The 19,727-nt window shown below is 74.8% G+C and carries 18 protein-coding genes and 1 riboswitch; of the genes, 14 read left to right on the top strand and 4 right to left on the bottom strand.

The features are described 5' to 3' along the window. Positions 1 to 2 precede the first annotated feature (2 nt). The 9 genes from V6D49_RS23065 (at position 3) to cobC (ending at position 9,683) form a co-directional block, all read left to right on the top strand. Positions 3 to 215, top strand: a complete 213-nt coding sequence (locus V6D49_RS23065) for a hypothetical protein (RefSeq protein ID WP_340562503.1) — start codon at positions 3 to 5, stop codon at positions 213 to 215. 181 nt (positions 216 to 396) lie between these two features. Continuing rightward, positions 397 to 519, top strand: a riboswitch (cobalamin riboswitch). A 130-nt stretch (positions 520 to 649) separates the two neighbouring features. Beyond that, positions 650 to 1,663, top strand: coding sequence for a cobalamin biosynthesis protein (locus tag V6D49_RS23060; RefSeq protein WP_340562501.1), 1,014 nt, complete (start codon positions 650 to 652; stop codon positions 1,661 to 1,663). After that, positions 1,650 to 3,194, top strand: coding sequence for a cobyric acid synthase (locus V6D49_RS23055; protein WP_340562499.1), 1,545 nt, complete (start codon positions 1,650 to 1,652; stop codon positions 3,192 to 3,194). The genes V6D49_RS23060 and V6D49_RS23055 overlap by 14 nt, the downstream gene beginning before the upstream one ends. Positions 3,195 to 3,199: 5 nt before the next feature. Next, positions 3,200 to 5,308 carry a putative cobaltochelatase gene (locus V6D49_RS23050; RefSeq protein ID WP_340564238.1) on the top strand — a complete coding sequence of 703 codons (2,109 nt, stop codon included), beginning with the start codon at positions 3,200 to 3,202 and terminating at the stop codon, positions 5,306 to 5,308. After that, complete coding sequence (gene cobO / locus V6D49_RS23045; protein ID WP_340562497.1) at positions 5,308 to 5,904, top strand: cob(I)yrinic acid a,c-diamide adenosyltransferase; 597 nt, start codon at positions 5,308 to 5,310, stop codon at positions 5,902 to 5,904. The genes V6D49_RS23050 and cobO overlap by 1 nt, the downstream gene beginning before the upstream one ends. Before the next feature lie 4 nt (positions 5,905 to 5,908). Continuing rightward, on the top strand, positions 5,909 to 7,264 hold the full coding sequence (locus V6D49_RS23040) for a cobyrinate a,c-diamide synthase (RefSeq protein WP_340562495.1): 1,356 nt from the start codon (positions 5,909 to 5,911) through the stop codon (positions 7,262 to 7,264). Next, on the top strand, positions 7,243 to 7,653 hold the full coding sequence (locus V6D49_RS23035; protein WP_445330583.1) for a cobalamin biosynthesis protein: 411 nt from the start codon (positions 7,243 to 7,245) through the stop codon (positions 7,651 to 7,653). The genes V6D49_RS23040 and V6D49_RS23035 overlap by 22 nt, the downstream gene beginning before the upstream one ends. A gap of 63 nt (positions 7,654 to 7,716) precedes the next feature. Continuing rightward, complete coding sequence (locus V6D49_RS23030; protein ID WP_340562494.1) at positions 7,717 to 8,625, top strand: sirohydrochlorin chelatase; 909 nt, start codon at positions 7,717 to 7,719, stop codon at positions 8,623 to 8,625. Then, on the top strand, positions 8,622 to 9,683 hold the full coding sequence (gene cobC, locus V6D49_RS23025; protein ID WP_340562492.1) for an Rv2231c family pyridoxal phosphate-dependent protein CobC: 1,062 nt from the start codon (positions 8,622 to 8,624) through the stop codon (positions 9,681 to 9,683). The genes V6D49_RS23030 and cobC overlap by 4 nt, the downstream gene beginning before the upstream one ends. A gap of 58 nt (positions 9,684 to 9,741) precedes the next feature. Here the strand turns inward: cobC and V6D49_RS23020 are convergent, their stop codons facing one another. After that, positions 9,742 to 10,743 (bottom strand): SCO1860 family LAETG-anchored protein, encoded by a 1,002-nt coding sequence (locus V6D49_RS23020; protein WP_445330582.1) that lies wholly within the window; start codon positions 10,741 to 10,743, stop codon positions 9,742 to 9,744. Between the two features lie 129 nt (positions 10,744 to 10,872). Beyond that, positions 10,873 to 11,964 carry an amidohydrolase family protein gene (locus tag V6D49_RS23015; protein ID WP_340562489.1) on the bottom strand — a complete coding sequence of 364 codons (1,092 nt, stop codon included), beginning with the start codon at positions 11,962 to 11,964 and terminating at the stop codon, positions 10,873 to 10,875. A 500-nt stretch (positions 11,965 to 12,464) separates the two neighbouring features. Between V6D49_RS23015 and ectA the strand changes: the two genes are divergently transcribed. The 5 genes from ectA (at position 12,465) to V6D49_RS22990 (ending at position 17,758) form a co-directional block, all read left to right on the top strand. After that, positions 12,465 to 12,980, top strand: coding sequence for a diaminobutyrate acetyltransferase (gene ectA, locus V6D49_RS23010; protein WP_224754187.1), 516 nt, complete (start codon positions 12,465 to 12,467; stop codon positions 12,978 to 12,980). A 95-nt stretch (positions 12,981 to 13,075) separates the two neighbouring features. Continuing rightward, positions 13,076 to 14,344 carry a diaminobutyrate--2-oxoglutarate transaminase gene (ectB, locus tag V6D49_RS23005; protein WP_340562488.1) on the top strand — a complete coding sequence of 423 codons (1,269 nt, stop codon included), beginning with the start codon at positions 13,076 to 13,078 and terminating at the stop codon, positions 14,342 to 14,344. Positions 14,345 to 14,428: 84 nt separating this feature from the next. After that, positions 14,429 to 14,827: an ectoine synthase gene (locus tag V6D49_RS23000; RefSeq protein ID WP_191207358.1), complete on the top strand. Its 399-nt coding sequence runs from the start codon at positions 14,429 to 14,431 to the stop codon at positions 14,825 to 14,827. Positions 14,828 to 14,989: 162 nt separating this feature from the next. After that, the gene (gene thpD / locus V6D49_RS22995; protein ID WP_340562485.1) at positions 14,990 to 15,889 is read left to right on the top strand and encodes an ectoine hydroxylase; all 900 of its coding nucleotides are present in this window, start codon (positions 14,990 to 14,992) and stop codon (positions 15,887 to 15,889) included. A gap of 291 nt (positions 15,890 to 16,180) precedes the next feature. Beyond that, the gene (locus V6D49_RS22990; protein WP_340562483.1) at positions 16,181 to 17,758 is read left to right on the top strand and encodes an MFS transporter; all 1,578 of its coding nucleotides are present in this window, start codon (positions 16,181 to 16,183) and stop codon (positions 17,756 to 17,758) included. Here the strand turns inward: V6D49_RS22990 and V6D49_RS22985 are convergent. Then, positions 17,748 to 18,497: a thioesterase II family protein gene (locus V6D49_RS22985; protein ID WP_340562481.1), complete on the bottom strand. Its 750-nt coding sequence runs from the start codon at positions 18,495 to 18,497 to the stop codon at positions 17,748 to 17,750. The two genes, V6D49_RS22990 and V6D49_RS22985, sit on opposite strands and share 11 nt — an antisense overlap. A 5-nt stretch (positions 18,498 to 18,502) precedes the next feature. After that, entirely contained in the window at positions 18,503 to 19,723 is a 1,221-nt protein-coding gene (locus V6D49_RS22980; RefSeq protein ID WP_340562479.1) for an acyl-CoA dehydrogenase family protein, read from the bottom strand. Positions 19,724 to 19,727 lie beyond the last annotated feature (4 nt).

Genomic DNA, 19,727 nt, shown 5'->3' with positions numbered 1-19,727 from the left:
TGATGGACATCGACTGGGCAGCACTCGGCCAGGTCTTCGGCGTCAGCCTGGTGGCGACGGTCGCCCTCGTGGGCGTCTTCACCCTCGGCATCGTCGGCGGCTCGGCGCGCAAGGCGGACGGCAGCACCGGTGCGCTGGCCCGCGTGGGCTCCTACGCCGCCTACGCGGTCTGCGCCGGCGCCGTGGCGCTGGGCATCTACACCATCGCGGCGTAGCCGCCGACAGCCCGCACACGTCGGGCCCTCGCGAGCGCGCACGCAGCACGGCGGAGGGGCACGGATCAGGTCCGTGCCCCTCCGCCGTGTGTCTGCTCACACTCTCCCGACGCAGGTCAGCGCCGAGTTGACGCCTTCTGCGGGCCGTGGTGGACTTCGCGTTGCCAAACGGCGGCAGGGGAGGAAGCCGGTGCGAATCCGGCGCGGTCCCGCCACTGTCACCGGGGAGCACTCCCCCACCCGAGGTCACGGCCGCGCGCGGTTGGAAGGCCGGGGGACGTGTCGATCCGGGAGCCAGGAGACTCTCGTCGCCGGACACGTCGAGCCAGGGCGCGGACCCTGAGTGAGGACACATCGCATGCCCGGCACCGCCATGCCTCCAGACCGCTGCGCCCCGCCCACCGAGCAGGTGCCGACGGCGAGCTGACGACGCCATGGGCCGCACCTCTGCCGGGGTCCTCCTCGGCTTCCTCGGCGACGCCCTCCTCGCCGATCCGCGCCGCGCGCACCCCGTGGCCGCCTTCGGGCGCGCGGCGGGACGCGCCGAACGCCTGCTGTGGCGCGACCACCGCGCCGCCGGGGCCGCGCACACCGCCCTGTGCGCCGGGTCTGTCGTCCTCGCCGCCGCCGCACTCTGCCGTGCGCCGGACCGGCTGCCCGCCCGGCACGCGAACCCGGCGGCCGTCGCGCTGAGCGCCGCGGTCACCTGGAGCGTGCTGGGCGGTACCTCGCTCGCCCGGGAGGCGCGGGCCGTCGCCGCCGCGCTGGAGGCCGGTGACGTCGAGGCGGCACGCGCCCGGCTGCCGCACCTGTGCGGCCGCGACCCGCAGGCGCTGGACGCGGACGGCATCGCCCGCGCGGTCGTGGAGTCCGTCGCCGAGAACACCTCCGACGCCGTCGTCGGTGCCCTCGTGTGGGGCGCGCTGGCCGGTGTTCCGGGCCTGGCGGGCTTCCGGGCCGTCAACACGCTGGACGCGATGGTGGGTCACCGCTCGCCCCGCTACCGCCGGTTCGGCTGGGCGGCGGCGCGGCTGGACGATGTCGCCGGGTGGCCCGGCGCGCGGCTGACGGCGGCGCTGGCCGTCGCGCTGGGACCCGACCCCGTCGGGGCGCGGGCGGCCTGGCGGGCCGACGCGCACCGGCATCCCTCCCCCAACGCCGGGCCGGTGGAGGCGGCGTTCGCCGGGGCGCTCGGTGTCCGGCTGGGCGGCACGCTGGCCTACGGCGGCCGGGTCGAGCACCGTCCCGTCCTGGGCGGCGCCTCGGGCCGGGAGGTGACGGTGGCGGACGTGGAGCGGGCCGTGCGGCTCTCCCGCCACGTCGGACTGGCGGCGCTGGCCGTGACCGTCGCCGGACGCACGCTGGGCCGCGCGGCGGTGCGGGCGGGTCGTCCGGTGGGAGCGGGACGTCCGGGGCGGCGTGACAGGAGGAACCATGGCGGACGGTGACGCGGGCGGAGCGCTGCTCGTCGCGGGGACGACGTCGGACGCGGGCAAGAGCGTGGTGACGGCGGGCATCTGCCGCTGGCTGGCCCGGCGCGGGCTGAAGGTCGCGCCCTTCAAGGCGCAGAACATGTCGCTCAACTCCTTCGTGACGCGGGAGGGCGCCGAGATCGGACGGGCGCAGGCCATGCAGGCCGCCGCCGCCCGCGTCGAGCCGAGCGCGCTGATGAACCCGGTGCTGCTGAAGCCCGGCGGCGACCGCACGAGCCAGGTCGTCCTGCTGGGTCGGCCGGTCGGGGAGCTGAGCGCGCGCGGCTACCAAGGGGGCCGCTCCGAGCGGCTGCTGGGGACGGTGACGGAGTGCCTGGCCGAACTGCGCCGCACCCATGACGCGGTCATCTGCGAGGGCGCGGGCAGCCCGGCCGAGATCAACCTGCGCCGCACGGACATCGTCAACATGGCGCTGGCGCGGGCCGCCCGGATGCCCGTCGTCGTGGTCGGCGACATCGACCGGGGCGGCGTGTTCGCGTCCTTCTTCGGGACGACGGCGCTGCTGTCCCGCGCGGACCAGGCCCTGGTGTCGGGCTACCTCGTCAACAAGTTCCGGGGGGACGTCTCCCTGCTGGAGCCGGGCCTGGACATGCTGCGGCGGCTCACCGGACGCCCCACCCTGGGCGTCCTCCCCCACCGGCACGGCCTGGGCATCGACGAGGAGGACGGGCTGCGCGTCTCCCTGCGCGGGACCGTGCGGGAGGCGTCCTCCGCTCCCCCGCACGGCGCGGAGGTGCTGCGGGTGACGGTGCTGCCGGTGCCGCTCATGTCGAACTTCACCGACATCGACGCCCTGGCCGCCGAACCCGGCGTCGTCGTGCGCTTCGGCGACCGGCCCGAGGAACTGGCCGACGCCGACCTCGTCGTCGTCCCCGGCACGCGCGGCACCGTCGGCGCGCTGCGCTGGCTGCGGCGGCGCGGGCTGGCCGAGGTGCTGGCCCGCCGGGCCGCCGAGGGCCGCCCGGTGCTGGGGATCTGCGGCGGCTTCCAGCTCCTCGGGGAACGCGTCGAGGACGACGTCGAGTCGCGGGCCGGCGTCGTCGAGGGGCTCGGTCTGCTGCCGGTACGGGTGCGGTTCGCGCGCGGGAAGACCCTCGCCCGGCCGTCCGGCACGGCGCTGGGCGAGCCGGTGGAGGGCTACGAGATCCACCACGGCGTCGCCGACGTGCTGGGCGGCGAGCCCTTCCTCGACGGCTGCCGCGTCGGCGCGGTGTGGGGTACGCACTGGCACGGCTCACTGGAGAGCGACGCGTTCCGCCGCGCGTTCCTGCGGCGCGTGGCCGCGCAGGCCGGGCGGGCGTTCGTCCCGGCCCCGGACACGGAGTTCGGCGTGCTGCGGGAGGAACAGCTCGACCGGCTGGGGGACCTGATCGAGGAGCACGCCGACACCACGGCCCTGCTCCGGCTCATCGAGGACGGCGCCCCGGCCGGGCTGCCGTTCGTACCGCCGGGCGCACCGGCACCCGAGGAAGAGGACTCCGTATGAGCAGCATGAGCACGCCCTACCCGTTCACCGCCGTCGTCGGAATGGCGGACCTGCGGCTCGGCCTGCTGCTGAACGCCGTGTCCCCCGCGATCGGCGGGGTGCTCGTACGGGGCGAGAAGGGGACCGCCAAGTCCACCGCCGTGCGGGCGCTGGCGGCGCTCATGCCGGAGCTGGCGGTCGTGCCGGGGTGCCGCTTCTCCTGCGACCCGGCCGCGCCCGACCCCGCCTGCCCGGACGGGCCGCACGCCCCGGACGCCGGCTCCGGCACGGTCGGCGGCGCGGCGCGGCCCGCCCGCATGGTGGAACTGCCCGTCGGCGCCTCCGAGGACCGCCTGGTGGGCGCACTGGACATCGAACGGGCGCTGGCCGAGGGCGTGAAGGCCTTCGAACCGGGCCTGCTGGCCGACGCCCACCGGGGCGTGCTGTACGTGGACGAGGTGAACCTGCTCCACGACCACCTGGTCGACCTGCTGCTGGACGCGGCCGCGATGGGCGCCTCGTACGTGGAGCGCGAGGGCGTCTCCGTGCGGCACGCCTCCCGGTTCCTGCTGGTCGGGACGATGAACCCGGAGGAGGGCGAGCTGCGTCCGCAGCTGCTGGACCGGTTCGGGCTGACCGTGGAGGTCGCCGCGTCCCGTGCGACGGAGGAGCGGGTCGAGGTCGTCCGGCGCCGGCTGGCCTACGACGCCGACCCGGCGGGCTTCGCCGCGCGGTGGACGGCGCAGGAGTCGGCGCTGCGGGAGCGCATCGCCACGGCGCGCGCCCTGCTGCCCGAGGTGCGGCTCGGTGACGGGGTGCTGCGCCAGATCGCGGCGACCTGCGCCGCGTTCGAGGTGGACGGGATGCGCGCCGACATCGTCATGGCGCGCACGGCGACGGCGCTGGCCGCCTGGGCCGGGCGCACGGACGTGCTGGAGGAGGACGTGCGCCAGGCCGCCCTGCTGGCCCTCCCCCACCGCAGGCGCCGGAACCCCTTCGACGCGCCGGGCCTGGACGAGGACAAACTCGACGAGGTCCTGGAGGAGAACGGCGCCGAGGACGCCCCGGACCCGGACGACGACCCGCAGGGCCCGTCGGACGGACCGGACGGACCGGACGGTGGCCCGGACGGCGGTGGCCCGGACGGCGGACCGGACGGCGGGCCGGGTGGAGTGCCGCCGCAGGACGACACGTCGGCGCCCACCGACGCCCCCGCCGACGGCTCCACCGAACCGCCCGCCGACGCGTCCGGCGAGGACCCCGCCGTGCCCGAGCCGTCCGTCCCGCAGCAGGGCGCGGCGCCGGGTGAGGGGCGCCCGGCCCCCGCCACCGAGCCGTTCAAGGCCCGCACGCTGTCCGTGCCCGGCCTCGGTGAGGGCGCGGCCGGGCGGCGCTCGCGGGCGCGCACCGCGCAGGGGCGCACGACCGGCGCGCGTCGGCCGAGCGGGGCGCTGGGCAAGCTGCACCTGGCCGCCACCGTGCAGGCGGCGGCACCGCACCAGCGGGCCCGCGGACGGCGCGGGGCCGGACTGCTGGTCCGGCGGGACGACCTGCGGGAGGCCGTGCGCGAGGGACGCGAGTCGAACCTCGTGCTGTTCGTCGTGGACGCCTCCGGGTCGATGGCGGCCCGGCAGCGCATGAGCGCCGTCAAGGGCGCCGTCCTCTCGCTGCTCCTGGACGCCTACCAGCGCCGCGACAAGGTCGGCATGGTGACGTTCCGCCGCTTCGGCGCCGAGGTGGTCCTGCCCCCGACCTCGTCCGTGGACGCGGCGGCGGCCCGGCTGGAGGCACTGCCGACGGGCGGCCGCACGCCGCTGGCGGAGGGGCTGCTGACGGCCCGCGACGTGCTGCGCGTCGAGCGGATGCGCGATCCCGCGCGGCGCCCACTGCTGGTCACCGTCACCGACGGCCGGGCCACGGGCGGCGTCGAGCCGGTGCCGCGCGCCCGGCGGGCGGCCCGGCTGCTGGCCGCCGAGGGCACCGCGTCCGTCGTCGTGGACTGCGAGAGCGGACCGGTGCGGCTCGGCCTGGCCGCCGAGCTGGCGCGGGACCTCGGCGGGCCCGCGGTGACGCTGGAGGAGTTGCGCGCGGACACCGTGTCCGCGCTGGTCAAGGACGTACGGAGGGTCGCGTAATGCCGAAGGGACAGCCGAGTGTGGTGCCGCAGGACGGGCTGACGACGCGTCAGCGGCGCAACCGTCCGCTGCTCATGGTCCACACGGGCACGGGCAAGGGGAAGTCGACGGCGGCGTTCGGCATGGCGCTGCGCGCCTGGAATCAGGGCTGGCCGGTCGGCGTCTTCCAGTTCGTGAAGTCGGCGAAGTGGAAGGTCGGCGAGGAGCGGGCGCTGAAGGTGCTGGGCGCCTCGGGCGAGGGCGGCAGCGTCGCCTGGCACAAGATGGGCGAGGGCTGGTCGTGGGTCCAGCGGGACCTGGAGAGCAGCGAGGAGGCCGCCCGCGAGGGCTGGGAGCAGGTCAAGCGGGACCTCGCGGCCGAGACGTACCGGTTCTACGTGCTGGACGAGTTCGCCTACCCGATGCACTGGGGCTGGGTGGACGTCGAGGAGGTCGTCGGCGTCCTGCGGGAGAGGCCCGGCACCCAGCACGTCGTCGTCACCGGACGCAACGCGCCGCAGCCGCTGCTGGAGGCGGCCGACCTGGTGACGGAGATGGGGAAGGTCAAGCACCCGATGGACGCGGGCCAGAAGGGCCAGCGGGGCATCGAGTGGTGATCGCGTGACGCACATCCCCCGGCTGGTCCTGGCGGCGCCGGCCTCCGGGAGCGGCAAGACCACCGTGGCGACGGGCCTGATGGCCGCCTTCGCCGAACGCGGCATGGCCGTCTCCGGGCACAAGGTCGGGCCCGACTACATCGACCCCGGCTACCACGCCCTCGTCACCGGCCGCCCGGGCCGCAACCTGGACGCGTACCTGTGCGGGCCCGAGCGGGTCGCCCCGCTGTTCCTGCACGGTGCCGCCGGGGCCGAACTGGCCGTCGTCGAGGGCGTGATGGGCCTGTTCGACGGCGCGAGCGGGCTGGGTGAGACGGGTTCGACGGCGCAGGTCGCCAAGGTGCTGCGGGCTCCGGTGGTGCTCGTGGTGGACGCCTCCTCGCAGTCCCGTTCGGTCGCGGCGCTCGTGCACGGCTTCGCCTCCTGGGACACCGGGGTGCGGCTGGCCGGGGTGATCCTCAACAAGGTGGGCTCCGCGCGCCACGAGGCCCTGCTGCGCGAGGCGCTGGAGGAGTCCGGGGTACCGGTCCTCGGCGCCCTGCTGCGCAAGCCGCAGGTGAGCGCCCCCTCCCGGCACCTGGGTCTGGTCCCGGTGGCGGAGCGCCGGGCGGACGCGGTGGACGCGGCCTCCGCGCTGGCCGCGCAGGTGCGGGCGGGGGTGGACCTGGACGCCGTCCTGGCACTCGCCCGCAGCGCGCCGCCGCTGCCCGACACCCCCTGGGAGCCGCCGGTGGTGAGCCGCCCGGCACGCCGCCCGGTGGTCGCGGTCGCGGGCGGTGCGGCGTTCACCTTCGCCTACACCGAGCACACCGAACTGCTGCGGGCCGCCGGGGCGGACGTCGTCCCCTTCGACCCGCTGCGCGACGAGCGGCTGCCCGAGGGCACGTCCGGGGTGGTGATCGGCGGCGGCTTCCCGGAGGTGTACGGCCCGGAGTTGTCGGCGAACAGCCGCCTGCGCGCGGCCGTGGCCCGGTTCTCCGGCCCGGTCGCGGCGGAGTGCGCCGGGCTGCTCTACCTGGGCCGGGAGCTGGACGGGCTGCCGATGTGCGGGGTGCTGGACGTCTCCGCGCGGATGACGGGACGGCTGACGCTGGGGTACCGGGAGGCCGTGGCGCTCGAGGAGAGCGTGCTGGCGGTGCCCGGCACCCGGGTGCGCGGCCACGAGTTCCACCGCACGACGACCGAGCCCGGTGCGGGCCCGCGTCCGGCATGGGGCATGACGCGCCCCGAGCGGCGCGTCGAGGGCTTCGTGCGGGAGAACGTGCACGCGTCCTACCTGCACGTGCACTGGGCCGCCGAACCGGGCCTGGCGCAGCGGTTCGTGGAGAGGTGCGCGGCGTGGCCGCCCCCGGCCGGGTGACCGTGGGGCTCGGCGCCCGGCGCGGGGCCACGGTCGAGGAGGTGCTGGCCGTCGTCGCCGCCGCGCTGTCCCGCGCCGGTGTTCCGGCCGGCGCCGTGGAGCACCTGGCCACGGTCGAGGCCAAGGCCAGCGAGCCCGGGCTCGTCGCGGCGGCCGGGCGGCTGGGCGTGCCGTTGCGCGGCCACAGCGCGGCGGCCCTGGCCCAGGTGCCGGTGCCGAACCCGTCGGCGCTCCCGGCGGCGGCCGTCGGGACCCCGGCCGTCGCCGAGGCCGCGGCCCTCCTGGGGGCGGGTCCGGGGGCCGAACTGCTCGTTGCCAAACTGAGGTCGGCGCCCCTGGCCGGCGGATCCCGGGTCACGTGCGCCGTGGCCGGGCGCCGCGCCCGTTGATCGCCCGCCCCGCCCGCCCCGTCCGCACGCACCAGCACCAGCACCAGCACCACAGGAGTACACGTGACCACCGCGCCAGCCCTGCTCGCCGTCGGCCCCGGCACCCGCGACGAGTCCGGGGCCGAAGCCGTCCGTTCGTTCGTCGGCCGCCTCGGTGACGGCGGGGCCGGGGCACCGGTGGCCTGGGCCCTGACCGGGCCGGGCGGCCCCTCGCCCGCCGAGGCCGTCGCCGACCTCGCGGGACGGGGGGTGCGGCGGCTGGCCGTCGTCCCGCTGACGCTCGACGCCGGCCCCGCCCCGACGGGGCCGGGGGACGCCGTCGCCCGCGCCGTCGCCGCCCACCCCGGGCTGGAGGCCGTCTGCGGACAGCCCCTCGGCGCGCACCCGTTCGTCCTCGAAGCGCTGGAGCACCGGGTGGACGAGGCCCTGGGCACGACGAGCCGGACGCCGGGCGACCGCGCGGACACGACCGTGCTGCTCGTCGGGCGGGGCGCCGTGGAGCCCGAGGCCAACGCCGAGCTGCACCGGGCGGCGCGGCTGCTGTGGGAGGGGCGGGGCTTCGCGGGCGTGGAGACCGCCTTCGTCTCCGTCGCCGCCCCGGACGTCACCTCGGGACTGGAACGCTGCCGCGCGCTGGGGGCCCGGCGCGTCGTCGTCCTGCCGTACTTCCTCTTCCCCGAGGACGCCACGGACCGCGCGGCGCTCCAGGTGGAGGGCTGGTCCGCCGTGTACCCCGAGACGGACGTGCGGCTCGCGGGTGTCCTCGGCTCCGGTGCCTCACTGGCCGAACTCGTGTGGCAGCGCTACCGGGAGGCGCTGGCCTGCCCCGGCCGCTCCGGTGCCGTCTGCTGCGCCCATCCCCGGACGGCGGCCCCCGGCGGCGAACCGTGCGGGGAGCCCGGCGCGGGCGCCGGCGCGGACTCAGGCCCAGGGCCGGCGTCGGACTCCGACGAAGGGCCGGCACGGGCATGAGCACGCACGCTGCCACCGAACCGGACCTGCGCCACCACGGGGACGCGGAGGTGCGCGACGACGCGGGCCTGACCGACCTGGCCGTCAACGTGCGGACCGGCACGCCCCCGGCGTGGCTGAAGGCCCGCATCGCGGCCTCTCTCGACACCCTCGCCGCCTACCCCGACGGCCGCCCGGCCCGGCGCGCGGTGGCCCGGCACCACGGAGTACCGGAGGAGTGCGTCCTGCTCACGGCCGGGGCGGCCGAGGCGTTCGTCCTGCTCGCCCGCGCGCTGCGGGTCCACCACCCCGTCGTCGTCCACCCGCAGTTCACCGAGCCGGAGGCCGCGCTGCGCGACGCGGGCCACGCGGTGACGCGCGTCCTGCTGGAGGCCGCCGACGGGTTCCGGCTGCGGCCCGGCGCCGTGCCCGACGAGGCGGACCTCGTCGTCGTCGGCAACCCGACCAACCCGACGTCCGTGCTGCACCCGGCGGGCGCCCTCGGCGCACTGGCCCGCCCGGGCCGGACGCTGGTGGTGGACGAGGCGTTCATCGACGCGGTCCCCGGCGAACGGGAGTCGCTGGTGCCGCACCTGGCGGAGCTGCCCGGCTCCGTCGTCGTCCTGCGCAGCCTCACCAAGACGTGGGGCCTGGCGGGCCTGCGGATCGGGTACGTCCTGGCCGGTGCCCCGGTCATCGGTGCGCTGGCGGGGCAGCAACCGCTGTGGCCGGTCGGCGCCCCGGCCCTGGCGGCGGCCGAGGCCTGCTGCTCGGCGCGGGCCCGCACCGAGGCCGAGGCGGCGGCCCGGGTCTTCGCCGAGGACCGGGCCCACCTGCTGGCCCGGCTGCGGGAGTTCGGGGAGCTCGGCCACGCCACGGCGGCCCCCGAAGGGCCGTTCCTCCTCATCCACCACCCGGAGGGCGCGGAGGTCCGCGAGCGGCTGCGGCGGTCCGGGTACGCGCTGCGGCGCGGTGACACCTTCCCCGGGCTGGGCCCCCAGTGGCTGCGGCTGGCCGTCCGGGACCGCGCCACGACGGACGGGCTCGTGCGGGCCCTGGGCGCGGCGGGGGTGCGCTGAGCGGCGCTGTGTTTCACGGTGCCTGCGGTCCCTGCCGCCCCCGCCGCGCCCCGGCGGCTCAGGCCCCGCGCCGCCGCAGCAGGAGCAGCGCGCCGCCGACGGCGAGCAGGCCCGCCGCCCCGCCCAGCAGGTAGGGGGTGCGGGAATCGCCGCCGGTCGCGGCGAGGTCCGGGCCGTCGTCGGGCTGCTCGACGCGCGCGGCGGGCCCGCCCTGCGGCTCGGTGCCCTCCGGCTCCCGCGCGTCGGGAGCGGGCCGCTCCGGGTCGGCGGGCTCCGGCTCGGCGGGCTCCTCGGAGGCCACGGGCGTGCGGCAGCTCACCTCCGCCAGGGTGACGCGGCCCTCGACCTCGGCCACGTTCAGGTTCAGCGGGTCGACGGAGACCGCGAGCTCCAGCGCCGCGGCCGCCGCACCGTCCGGGGTGCTCTCCCGCTGGGCGAACGTCAGGCTCACCTCACCGACGCCCGGCACGGAGACCGCCGTCGGGCCACCGGCACTGAGCGCGACGCGCTTGCCGAGCACCGTCACCGAGCCCGGCACGTCGACCTCGGCGGTGGCGTCCGTGCCGAGGGCGCACTCGACCTCGGCGGAGATCGTCTCGGCCTCGATGACGGACAGCAGCGGCAGGCCGGGCAGGTGCACGCGGGCACGGGCGAGCGTGACGCCGGCGGCGGCGCGGTCGGCGGTGGCCTCGGCCCGCGCCTCGGCGACCTCGGCGCGCAGCACGCTGAACGGCCGGCCGCCGTGCACCCCGTCGAGTTCGGCGGTGAGCGCCGTCTCTCCGGCGGTCTCGGCCTGTGGCCCGGCGCCGGGCGCGGAGACCTCGTTGAGCGCGGTCTCCAAGGGGATCTCGACGGTGTCGTCGAGCAGGGAGACGTCGAGCTGCGCACGCAGCACCGCGGCCTGGGCCGCGCCTTCCCGGCCCGCTCCGTCACCGTCCCCGGTGGCGTGGGCGGGCACGGCCGCGGCGCCGGTGAGCGCGGTGGCGGCGAGCAGGCTGAGGACGGACGTGTTCACGGCAGGGAACCCCCACGGACGTACGGGTGGCACCGCACGGCTCATGAGGGGACATCGCTCGTGTCGGTGACCGGGACCCCGTCATGGTTGACGCGCGCCGCCGCCCCCGTCCGCGTTCCGGGACCGGTTCACCCGGACGGGGCACAACCGAACACCGTGGCGAAACACCGGCCGCTACTGCACGACGCGTCCCCGCAGCACCACGCGGCGCGGCTGCGCCAGCACCCGGACGTCGGCGCGCGGGTCCTCGTCGTACACGACGAGGTCAGCCGGCTCGCCCTCCCCCAGCGCCGGGCGGCCGAGCCAGGCCCGCGCGCCCCAGGTCGTGGCGGAGAGCGCGTCCAGGGCGGGGATCCCGGCCCGGACCAGTTCCGCCACCTCCTCGGCCACGAGCCCGTGGGCCAGCGACCCGCCCGCGTCCGTCCCGACGAAGACGGGGATGCCCGCGTCGTAGGCGGCCCGTACGGTCGCGTAGCGCCGCGCGTGCAGCCGCCGCATGTGGTCGGCCCAGCGGGGGAACTTCTTCTCCCCGCCGTCCGCCAGGTGCGGGAACGTGGCGATGTTGACCAGGGTCGGCACGATGGCGATGCCGCGCTCGGCGAAGAGCGGGATCGTCTCCTCGGTGAGCCCGGTGGCGTGTTCCACGCAGTCGATGCCGGCCTCCGCGAGGTCCCGCAGGGAGTCCTCGGCGAAGCAGTGGGCGGTGACGCGGGCACCCTCCTCGTGCGCGGCGGCGATGGCCGCCCGCACGGACTCCCGGGGCCAGCAGGCCGTGAGGTCGCCGGCCTCCCGGTCGATCCAGTCGCCGACGAGCTTGACCCAGCCGTCGCCGCGCCGGGCCTCCCGGCGCACGTAGGCCACCAGCTCCTCGGGCTCGATCTCGTGGGCGTAGTTGCGGATGTAACGGCGGGTGCGGGCGATGTGACGCCCCGCACGGATGATCTTCGGCAGGTCGGCGCGGTCGTCGACCCACCGGGTGTCGGCGGCCGAGCCCGCGTCCCGGATGAGGAGCGTGCCGGCGTCGCGGTCGGTGAGGGCCTGCTTCTCGCTGGTGATCGCGTCCACGGCGCCGTGCGCGTCCAGTCCGACGTGGCAGTGGGCGTCGACGAGTCCGGGAAGGGCCCAGCCACGGACCGTGACGACCTCGCGCGCCCGGGTCGGCCGGGTGTGGCTGACCCGTCCGTCGACCACCCACAGCTCGTCGCGAACCTCCTGCGGTCCGACCAGGACCCGGCCCGTGATGTGCAGCACCGCGCTTCCGCTCATGCCCGCACTGTACGAGGGCGGCACCGGCGGGCACGAGCCCCCTCCGTCCCGGCGGAGACGGACCACTCCGGCCCGGCCGGGTACCGGACACAGTGGGTCGCGAAGAATTCACCGACACGCTACGCTCACGGAATCAAAGGGATTGAATACCTTCTGAATTCGTTATTCTGCGTAGCCGCCCGTTCTCTTCTTCCCGCTTTTTCGCAGGTCAAACCAACTTCTTTATCGACCCCCAGGAAAGCCCGCGATGCGGACAGGTGCCTCGGTCGTTATGCACCTGTGACAGACTCCACAGAGGCGGCGTTCTGACCCGGCATGCCCGACATGACCAGTCATTTTACCCGCAGTCGGCGCCCCAGGCGCGCCCGCGCGCGATACCATATACGGCCGCCGCACGTAACCCCGCGCCGCGATGCAATCTGACTTTTTCCTGGGTAAATTAAATCGACATGACCCCCGCACAAGCTGACCATGCACGTGCTCGAAGCGAATTCATCGGAATGCCCGAGGAACTGAAGCTCGACACCCCACGGGTGGACGACGGCGCCGCAATCTGGCGCATCGCCCGCGACTCCCGGGTGCTCGACCTGAACTCGTCCTACAGCTACCTCCTGTGGTGCCGCGACTTCGCCGCCACCTCCGTGGTGGCGCGGGACGGGAACGGCGACCCGGTCGGCTTCATCACCGGCTACATCCGTCCCCAGGAGCCCCGGACCCTGCTCATCTGGCAGGTCGCGGTGGACGAGAGCCAGCGGGGCCGCGGCCTGGCCGGAGCCATGCTGGACGGGTTGACCGCCCGTGTCGCCGAAGAACTGGGCGCGGACCGGATCGAGACCACGGTCACGCCCGACAACGTCCCCTCCAACCGGCTGTTCACCTCCTTCGCCGACCGCCACGGCGCGGGGCTGCACCGCGAGGTGCTGTTCGACGGTGAGGTCTTCCCCGGTGACGGGCACGAGCCCGAGGTGCTGTACCGCATCGGCCCGGTGCGCGCCCTCGCCGGCGCGCCCGGCTGAGGCACCGCCTCACCGACCACCCCGCCGCGGCGGTCCCGCACGGCCGCCGCCCCACAGACTTCCTCCTCTTCACGACTCACTCCCAGGAGCCTTCCGTGACCATCACCCAGCCGGACCTGAGCGTCTTCGAGACCCTGGAGTCGGAGGTGCGTGGCTACTGCCGTGGCTGGCCCACGATCTTCGACCGCGCCCAGGGCAGCCACATGTACGACGAGGACGGCCACACGTACCTCGACTTCTTCGCGGGTGCGGGCTCTCTCAACTACGGGCACAACAACCCGGTGCTCAAACGCGCCCTGATCGACTACCTGGAGCGCGACGGCGTCACGCACGGCCTGGACATGTCCACGGTCGCCAAGCGGGCGTTCCTGGAGACCTTCCAGAACGTGGTGCTGCGCCCGCGTGACCTGCCCTACAAGGTCATGTTCCCCGGCCCCACCGGCACCAACGCCGTCGAGGCCGCGCTCAAGCTGGCCCGCAAGGTCAAGGGCCGCGAGTCGATCGTCTCCTTCACCAACGCCTTCCACGGCATGTCGCTGGGCTCGCTCGCCGTCACCGGCAACGCCTTCAAGCGCGCCGGCGCCGGCATCCCGCTGGTCCACGGCACCCCGATGCCGTTCGACGCCTACCTCGACGGGTCGACGCCGGACTTCATCTGGTTCGAGCGCCTGCTGGAGGACTCCGGCTCCGGCCTCAACCAGCCCGCCGCCGTGATCGTCGAGACGGTGCAGGGCGAGGGCGGCATCAACGTGGCCCGGCCCGAGTGGCTGCGCGCCCTGGCCGACCTGTGCGAGCGGTACGACATGCTGCTCATCGTCGACGACATCCAGATGGGCTGCGGCCGCACCGGTGCCTTCTTCTCCTTCGAGGAGGCGGGCATCACGCCGGACATCGTCACCGTCTCGAAGTCCATCAGCGGCTACGGTCTGCCCATGTCGCTGACCCTCTTCAAGCCGGAACTGGACATCTGGGAGCCGGGCGAGCACAATGGCACGTTCCGCGGCAACAACCCGGCGTTCGTGACGGCCACCGCCGCCCTGGAGACCTACTGGGCCGACGGCCAGATGGAGAAGCAGACCCTCGCCCGGGGCGAGCAGGTCGAGGCCGCCCTGAGCGAGATCGCCCGCGAGCACCCGGACGCCGTCGTGGAGTACCGCGGCCGCGGCCTGGTGTGGGGCATGGAGATGGCCGACAAGGCCGTCGCCGGCAAGATCGCCCGGCGCTGCTTCGACCTCGGTCTGCTGATCGAGACCTCCGGTCCGGAGAGCGAGGTCGTCAAGCTGCTCCCCGCGCTGACCACCACTCCCGAGGAGCTGGACGAGGGCCTGCGCATCCTGGCGCGCGCGGTCCGCGAGACGCTCTGACCCCTCTGCGGCACCCCTCAAGGCCCGCTCCCCTCTGGGGGGCGGGCCGCCCCGTAGCCCAAGCGAGCAGAAAGGCACCACGAAGTGATCGTCCGTTCCCTTCAGGAGATCGAGGACACCGACCGGGACATCCGTTCCGCCTCCGGGACCTGGCGCAGCAAGCGCCTCATCCTGGCCAAGGAGAAGGTCGGGTTCTCGTTCCACGAGACCGTGCTCTACGCCGGTACGGAGACCTCGATGTGGTACGCGAACCACGTCGAGGCCGTCCTGTGCGTGGAGGGCGAGGCCGAGCTGACGAACGACGAGACCGGTGAGAAGCACTGGATCAGCCCCGGCACGATGTACCTGCTCGACGGTCACGAGAAGCACACGCTGCGCCCGAAGACGGACTTCCGGGTGATCTGCGTCTTCAACCCGCCGGTCACCGGTCGTGAGGACCACGACGAGAACGGCGTCTACCCGCTGCTCACCGAGAGCGACTAAGCCGTCGGCGCGGGTCACGAAGCCCCGAACAGGGGTTTTCGTGGCCCGCGCCGCCTTTGGAACGTTTCCTGTGGGGAACACGCCGACCCAGGGGTAATCACCCCGCAGGCGAACGACCTGGAAAGAGGACAGGGCCGTACGAGAGGAGAGGAAGGAAACTCCATGACCACCGCACCCGAGCGCATCACCGACCTGTATCCGACCCGGGGGACCACCGAAGTGGCCAGCCCGCGGCAGGACCCGGTGGTGTGGTCCGCACCGGGAGCACCCGGCCCCATCTCGGCCGGGCACCTGGCGGACTACGAGCGTGACGGGTTCCTCGCGATCGACCGGTTGATCACCCCTGACGAGGTGACGGCGTACCGCGCGGAACTGGAAAGGCTCATCTCGGACCCGGGGATCCGCGCCGACGAACGCTCGATCGTCGAGCCGCAGTCGCAGGAGATCCGGACCGTGTTCGAGGTGCACAAGATCAGTGAGGTCTTCGCCGCGCTGGTCAGCGACCCCCGGGTCGTCGGCCGGGCACGGCAGATCCTCGGGTCGGACGTCTACGTCCACCAGTCCCGGATCAACGTCAAGCCGGGGTTCGGGGCCCGGGGCTTCTACTGGCACTCCGATTTCGAGACCTGGCACGCGGAGGACGGCCTCCCGAACATGCGGACCGTGTCGGTGTCGATCGCTCTCACCGAGAACTACGACACCAACGGCGGCCTGATGATCATGCCGGGCTCCCACAAGAAGTTCCTCGGCTGCGCCGGGGAGACTCCGAAGGACAACTACAAGAAGTCCCTGCAGATGCAGGACGCCGGCACCCCGTCCGACGAGGCGCTGACCGAGTTCGCGACAGCACACGGTATTCGGCTCTTCACGGGCAAGGCCGGTTCGGCCACCTGGTTCGACTGCAACTGCATGCACGGCTCCGGCGACAACATCACGCCCTATCCGCGCAGCAACGTCTTCATCGTGTTCAACAGCGTCGAGAACACCGCTGAGGAACCGTTCGCCGCTCCGATGAGGCGACCGGAGTACCTGGGAGCGCGCGACTTCACGCCGGTGCGCTGACGCTCCGCCTGTCCCTTTCCAGATCACGCCGTGGGTGCCGGTCGGGCCTGTCCAGGCCCGGCCGGCACCCACGAGCGCGTCCGGCCCCGTCCGCGGGCCGGTCCGTCCGGCCCGCTCCCCGTCCGCGCACCGCCGAACAGGTGCCCGTACGGGGGGCCTGGGTGGGCACCGCGAACGGGCGGCGCACCTGCGGCTGCCCGGCACCCCACGGCGCCGCCTACCGTGCCCGGGCGCGGATCGGGACCTCCGGCCCGCGCCGACGGCAGGGACGCGGACCGCGGGAGCGATGTGGTGGAGGATCACCGGACGAGACGCACGTGGGCCCTGACCGTGCTGTGCGCGGCCCAGTTCGTGTCCATGCTCGACATCACGGTGGTCAACCTGGCGCTGCCCAGCATCCGCCGCGACCTCGGCACCGGAGTGGCCGGACTCCAGTGGATCGTCGGCGCCTATGTGCTGGCCTTCGCCTGCTTCCTGATGTCCGGCGGTTCCCTCGGTGACCGGCTGGGCCGCCGGCGGGTGTTCCTGTGGGGGTTGACGGTCTTCACCGCCGGCTCCCTGCTGTGCGCGGCCGCGCCGACGCTTGAGGTCCTGGTGGCGGGCCGGGCCTGCCAGGGGATCGGCGCGGCGCTGTTCGTACCGGCCACCCTGGCCGTGCTGACGCACCTGTACCCGCAGCCGGGCGAGCGGGCCCGCGCGATCGGGGTGTGGTCGGGCGTCTCGGCACTGGCCCTGCCGCTGGGTCCCGTGCTCGGCGGGGTCCTGGTGGACTCGCTGGGCTGGGCGAGCGTGTTCTGGATCAACGGCCCGTTCGGCGTGGCGACCGTGGTGCTCGCCCGCCGGGTGCTGCCCGCGATCCCGGCCCTTCCGCGCCGGGTCGACGTCCCCGGCCAGCTCCTCGCCGTCGGCTGGCTGGGCTGCCTGGCCGCCGCGCTGATCGAGGCCGAACGGTCGGGATGGTCCTCCCCCGGGATCCTGACCCTGCTCGGCCTGGCCGGTGTGCTGCTGGCGGCGTTCCTGGCGGTCGAGCACCGCTCCGCACAGCCGATGGTGCCCCTCTCGCTGTTCCGCGACCGCCGTTTCGCGGCCTGCAACGGCATCCTCTTCGCCGTCGCCTTCGGCCTGCTCGGGTCGTTCCTGTTCCTGTCGCTGTTCGTGCAACAGGTGCAGGGGTACACCCCCGCGCAGGCCGGGCTGCGCATGCTGCCCCTGCTGCTGCCCGCCGCGGTGGCCGCGCCCGTGGCCGGGCGGCTGGCGGCCCGCTACGACCCGGCGCTGCCCATGGTCTGCGGACTGGTGAGCACCGGCATCGGGCTGCTGGTCCTGGCCACGGTGGACGCCACCACCCCGTACGCCCACTGGTGGCCGGCACTGGTGCCGGTCGGCGCGGGGGTGGGACTGACGATGGCCCCCACCAACGCCGCCCTCATGAGCGCCGTCCCCCCGGCCCGCGCCGGCATCGCCTCGGCGACCTCCGTCGCCAGCCAGCAGGTCGGGAACGTACTCGGGGTGGCGGTCGTGGGGGCCGTGGTGGCCACGGGGTTCTCGGCCTCGCTCACCGAGCGGGCCGACCGGCTCGGACTGTCCCCGTCGGCCGGCCGGGAGGTGGTGCGGGAAGCCGTCGACGGCGGCCTGGGCACCGGTGACCCGGCCGAGGGGACGCGGGAGGGCGCGTGGGAGGAGGAGGTGAACGCCTCGCTCACCGACGGCATCCACCGCGGGCTCGCCGTGAGCGGTGGGGTGTACCTGGCGGGCGCCGCCGCCGCGGCGGTCCTCGTCCCCGCGCGACGGCGTCCGCGGACGACACCGGCCGCCGGACGGGAGGGCGGGGGCCCGCAGGAGCCGGACCGGGGAGCGGTCAGACGCTGACGGCCGTGGACAGTTCCTCCAGCAGGGCCCGCTCCTGCCGGTGCAGGAAGAAGTGGTCCCCCTCCAGCACCTTGAGGGTGAAGCCGGCGTGGGTGTGCCGCCGCCACTGGCCGACGGAGGCGACCGGTACCTCGGTGTCATCGCTTCCGGCGAAGGCGGTGATCGGGCAGGTCAGCGGCCGGTCCGGGCGGTGGCGGTAGGTGCCGGCCACCGCGAGGTCGGCACGGAGGATCGGGAGGAGCAGCTCCATCAGGGACGCGTCGGCCAGCACGTCCTCCGGGGTGCCGTTGAACGCCCGCAGCCGCTCGCGGAACTGCGGTTCGGGCAGGTCGTGGTCGGGCACGGCGGGACCCGGCAGATGCGGGGCGCGGAACGCGCCCACGAACAGGTGGACCGGCGGGCGGTGGTGGCGCCGCTCCAGCACCCGGGCCAGTTCGAAGGCGACCAACGCGCCCAGGCTGTACCCGAAGAGGGCGTAGGGCGCGTCACCGGCGGCGAGCAGCCGCGGCAGCAGGTCGTCCACCAGCGGTTCCAGGCGGGTGTGCGGGGTTTCGCGCAAGCGGCTGCCGCGCCCCGGCGGTTCGACCGGCACGACCTCGACAAAGGGGGGGAGGTGCCGTTCCCAGTCGGCGTACATCCGTGCGGAGCCCCCCGCGTAGGGCAGGCAGAACATCCGCACGGGGGGCCGGGCGCCCGTGCGGTCGGTGGGGTGGTGGGCGGTGTGGCGGGTGTGGTCCACGGTGCTCACTCCTCACGCTCGGCGGCGGCCGCGGAGGAGTGCGCGGCATTCCCCGCCAACAGCGAGACGACGGTCTGGAACTGGATGTTGGAGGTGCCCTCGTAGATCGCGCCCACCTTGGCGTCCCGGTAGAACTTCTCCACCGGATGCCGGGTGGCGAAGCCGTTCCCGCCGAGGGTCTCCACGGCCTGCGAAGCGGCGCGCTCGGCGATCCGCGAGGCCACGTACTTGGCCATCGAGGTGGCCCTGAGCCGTTCGTCCTGCGGCGCTCCGTGCTGGAGGAGGCGTGCGGTGTCGTAGAGCAGGGTGCGCGCCGCCTCCAGTTCGGCCGCCAGCCCGGCCAGCGGGAAGCCGACCCCCTGGAAGTCGATGAGGCGGGTGCCGAACTGCCGCCGGGCGCCCGCGTAGTCCCACGCGTACCGCAGGGCGCCGTCCGCCAGGCCGACCAGCTGGGCGGCGATGCCGAGCTTGCCGACGACCAGGGTCTCCACCATGAGCGCGGCGCCGCCGTCCGGGCCGCCCACCAGGTTCTGACGGCCCACCCGCACCCCGTCGAGGACCACCTCGCACGTGGAGCTGGCCCGGATGCCCATCGTGCCCACCGGCGCGCCGACGGACAGTCCCGGAGCGTCGCGTTCGACGAGGAACGCGCCCAGGCGGGGCGCCCGCGCGTCGCCACCGGTCCGGGCGAAGACCAGGAACAGGCCGGCCCGCTCGGCGCTGGTGATCCACTGCTTGCGCCCGGTGAGGCGGTAGGCGTCGCCGTCGGGTTCGGCGCGAGTGGCGAGGGCGAAGGCGTCACTGCCCGCGTCCTCCTCGGAGATGGCGTAGGCACCGACCAGCCCGGTGGCGAGCCGGGGCAGGAAGCGCCGCTTCTGGTCGCCGCTGCCGTGCCGCAGCAGGGCGCTGGCGACCAGCGCGTTCTGCACGTCGACGAACACGGCGACCGAGGGGTCGACCTTGGCGAGTTCCTCGATGGCGAGCACCACCTGGAACAGGTCGCCGCCCGCGCCGCCGTAGGCCCGGGGCACCTCGATCCCCATCAGTCCCGCCGTGAACAGTTCCTGGACCAACGCGTCGTCGAGCCGCCCCGCCTCGTCCATGGCCCGTACCCGGGGTGCCACGGCGGTGCGGGCGACCTCACGGACCGTCCGGCGCCAGTCGGCGGCGGGCTCGGGCAGGACGGTCAGCGGCGGGGGGCAGCCCGCAGGCGTGCTCGCGGTCATCACG

Source organism: Streptomyces sp. GSL17-111 (assembly GCF_037911585.1).
Taxonomy (GTDB): Bacteria; Actinomycetota; Actinomycetes; order Streptomycetales; family Streptomycetaceae; genus Streptomyces.
The sequence above is the reverse complement of the archived record's forward strand: the minus strand, read 5'-3'. Positions and strand labels throughout refer to the sequence as shown.

What these genes read in the sequence shown, in the direction of transcription:
- V6D49_RS23065 (WP_340562503.1), top strand. Translation starts at nt 3, where the DNA reads ATGGACATCGACTGGGCAGCACTCGGCCAGGTCTTCGGCGTCAGCCTG.
- V6D49_RS23060 (WP_340562501.1), top strand. Translation starts at nt 650, where the DNA reads ATGGGCCGCACCTCTGCCGGGGTCCTCCTCGGCTTCCTCGGCGACGCC.
- V6D49_RS23055 (WP_340562499.1), top strand. Translation starts at nt 1,650, where the DNA reads ATGGCGGACGGTGACGCGGGCGGAGCGCTGCTCGTCGCGGGGACGACG.
- V6D49_RS23050 (WP_340564238.1), top strand. Translation starts at nt 3,200, where the DNA reads ATGAGCACGCCCTACCCGTTCACCGCCGTCGTCGGAATGGCGGACCTG.
- cobO (WP_340562497.1), top strand. Translation starts at nt 5,308, where the DNA reads ATGCCGAAGGGACAGCCGAGTGTGGTGCCGCAGGACGGGCTGACGACG.
- cobC (WP_340562492.1), top strand. Translation starts at nt 8,622, where the DNA reads ATGAGCACGCACGCTGCCACCGAACCGGACCTGCGCCACCACGGGGAC.
- V6D49_RS23020 (WP_445330582.1), bottom strand. Translation starts at nt 10,743, where the DNA reads ATGAGCCGTGCGGTGCCACCCGTACGTCCGTGGGGGTTCCCTGCCGTG.
- V6D49_RS23015 (WP_340562489.1), bottom strand. Translation starts at nt 11,964, where the DNA reads ATGAGCGGAAGCGCGGTGCTGCACATCACGGGCCGGGTCCTGGTCGGA.
- ectA (WP_224754187.1), top strand. Translation starts at nt 12,465, where the DNA reads ATGCCCGAGGAACTGAAGCTCGACACCCCACGGGTGGACGACGGCGCC.
- thpD (WP_340562485.1), top strand. Translation starts at nt 14,990, where the DNA reads ATGACCACCGCACCCGAGCGCATCACCGACCTGTATCCGACCCGGGGG.
- V6D49_RS22980 (WP_340562479.1), bottom strand. Translation starts at nt 19,723, where the DNA reads ATGACCGCGAGCACGCCTGCGGGCTGCCCCCCGCCGCTGACCGTCCTG.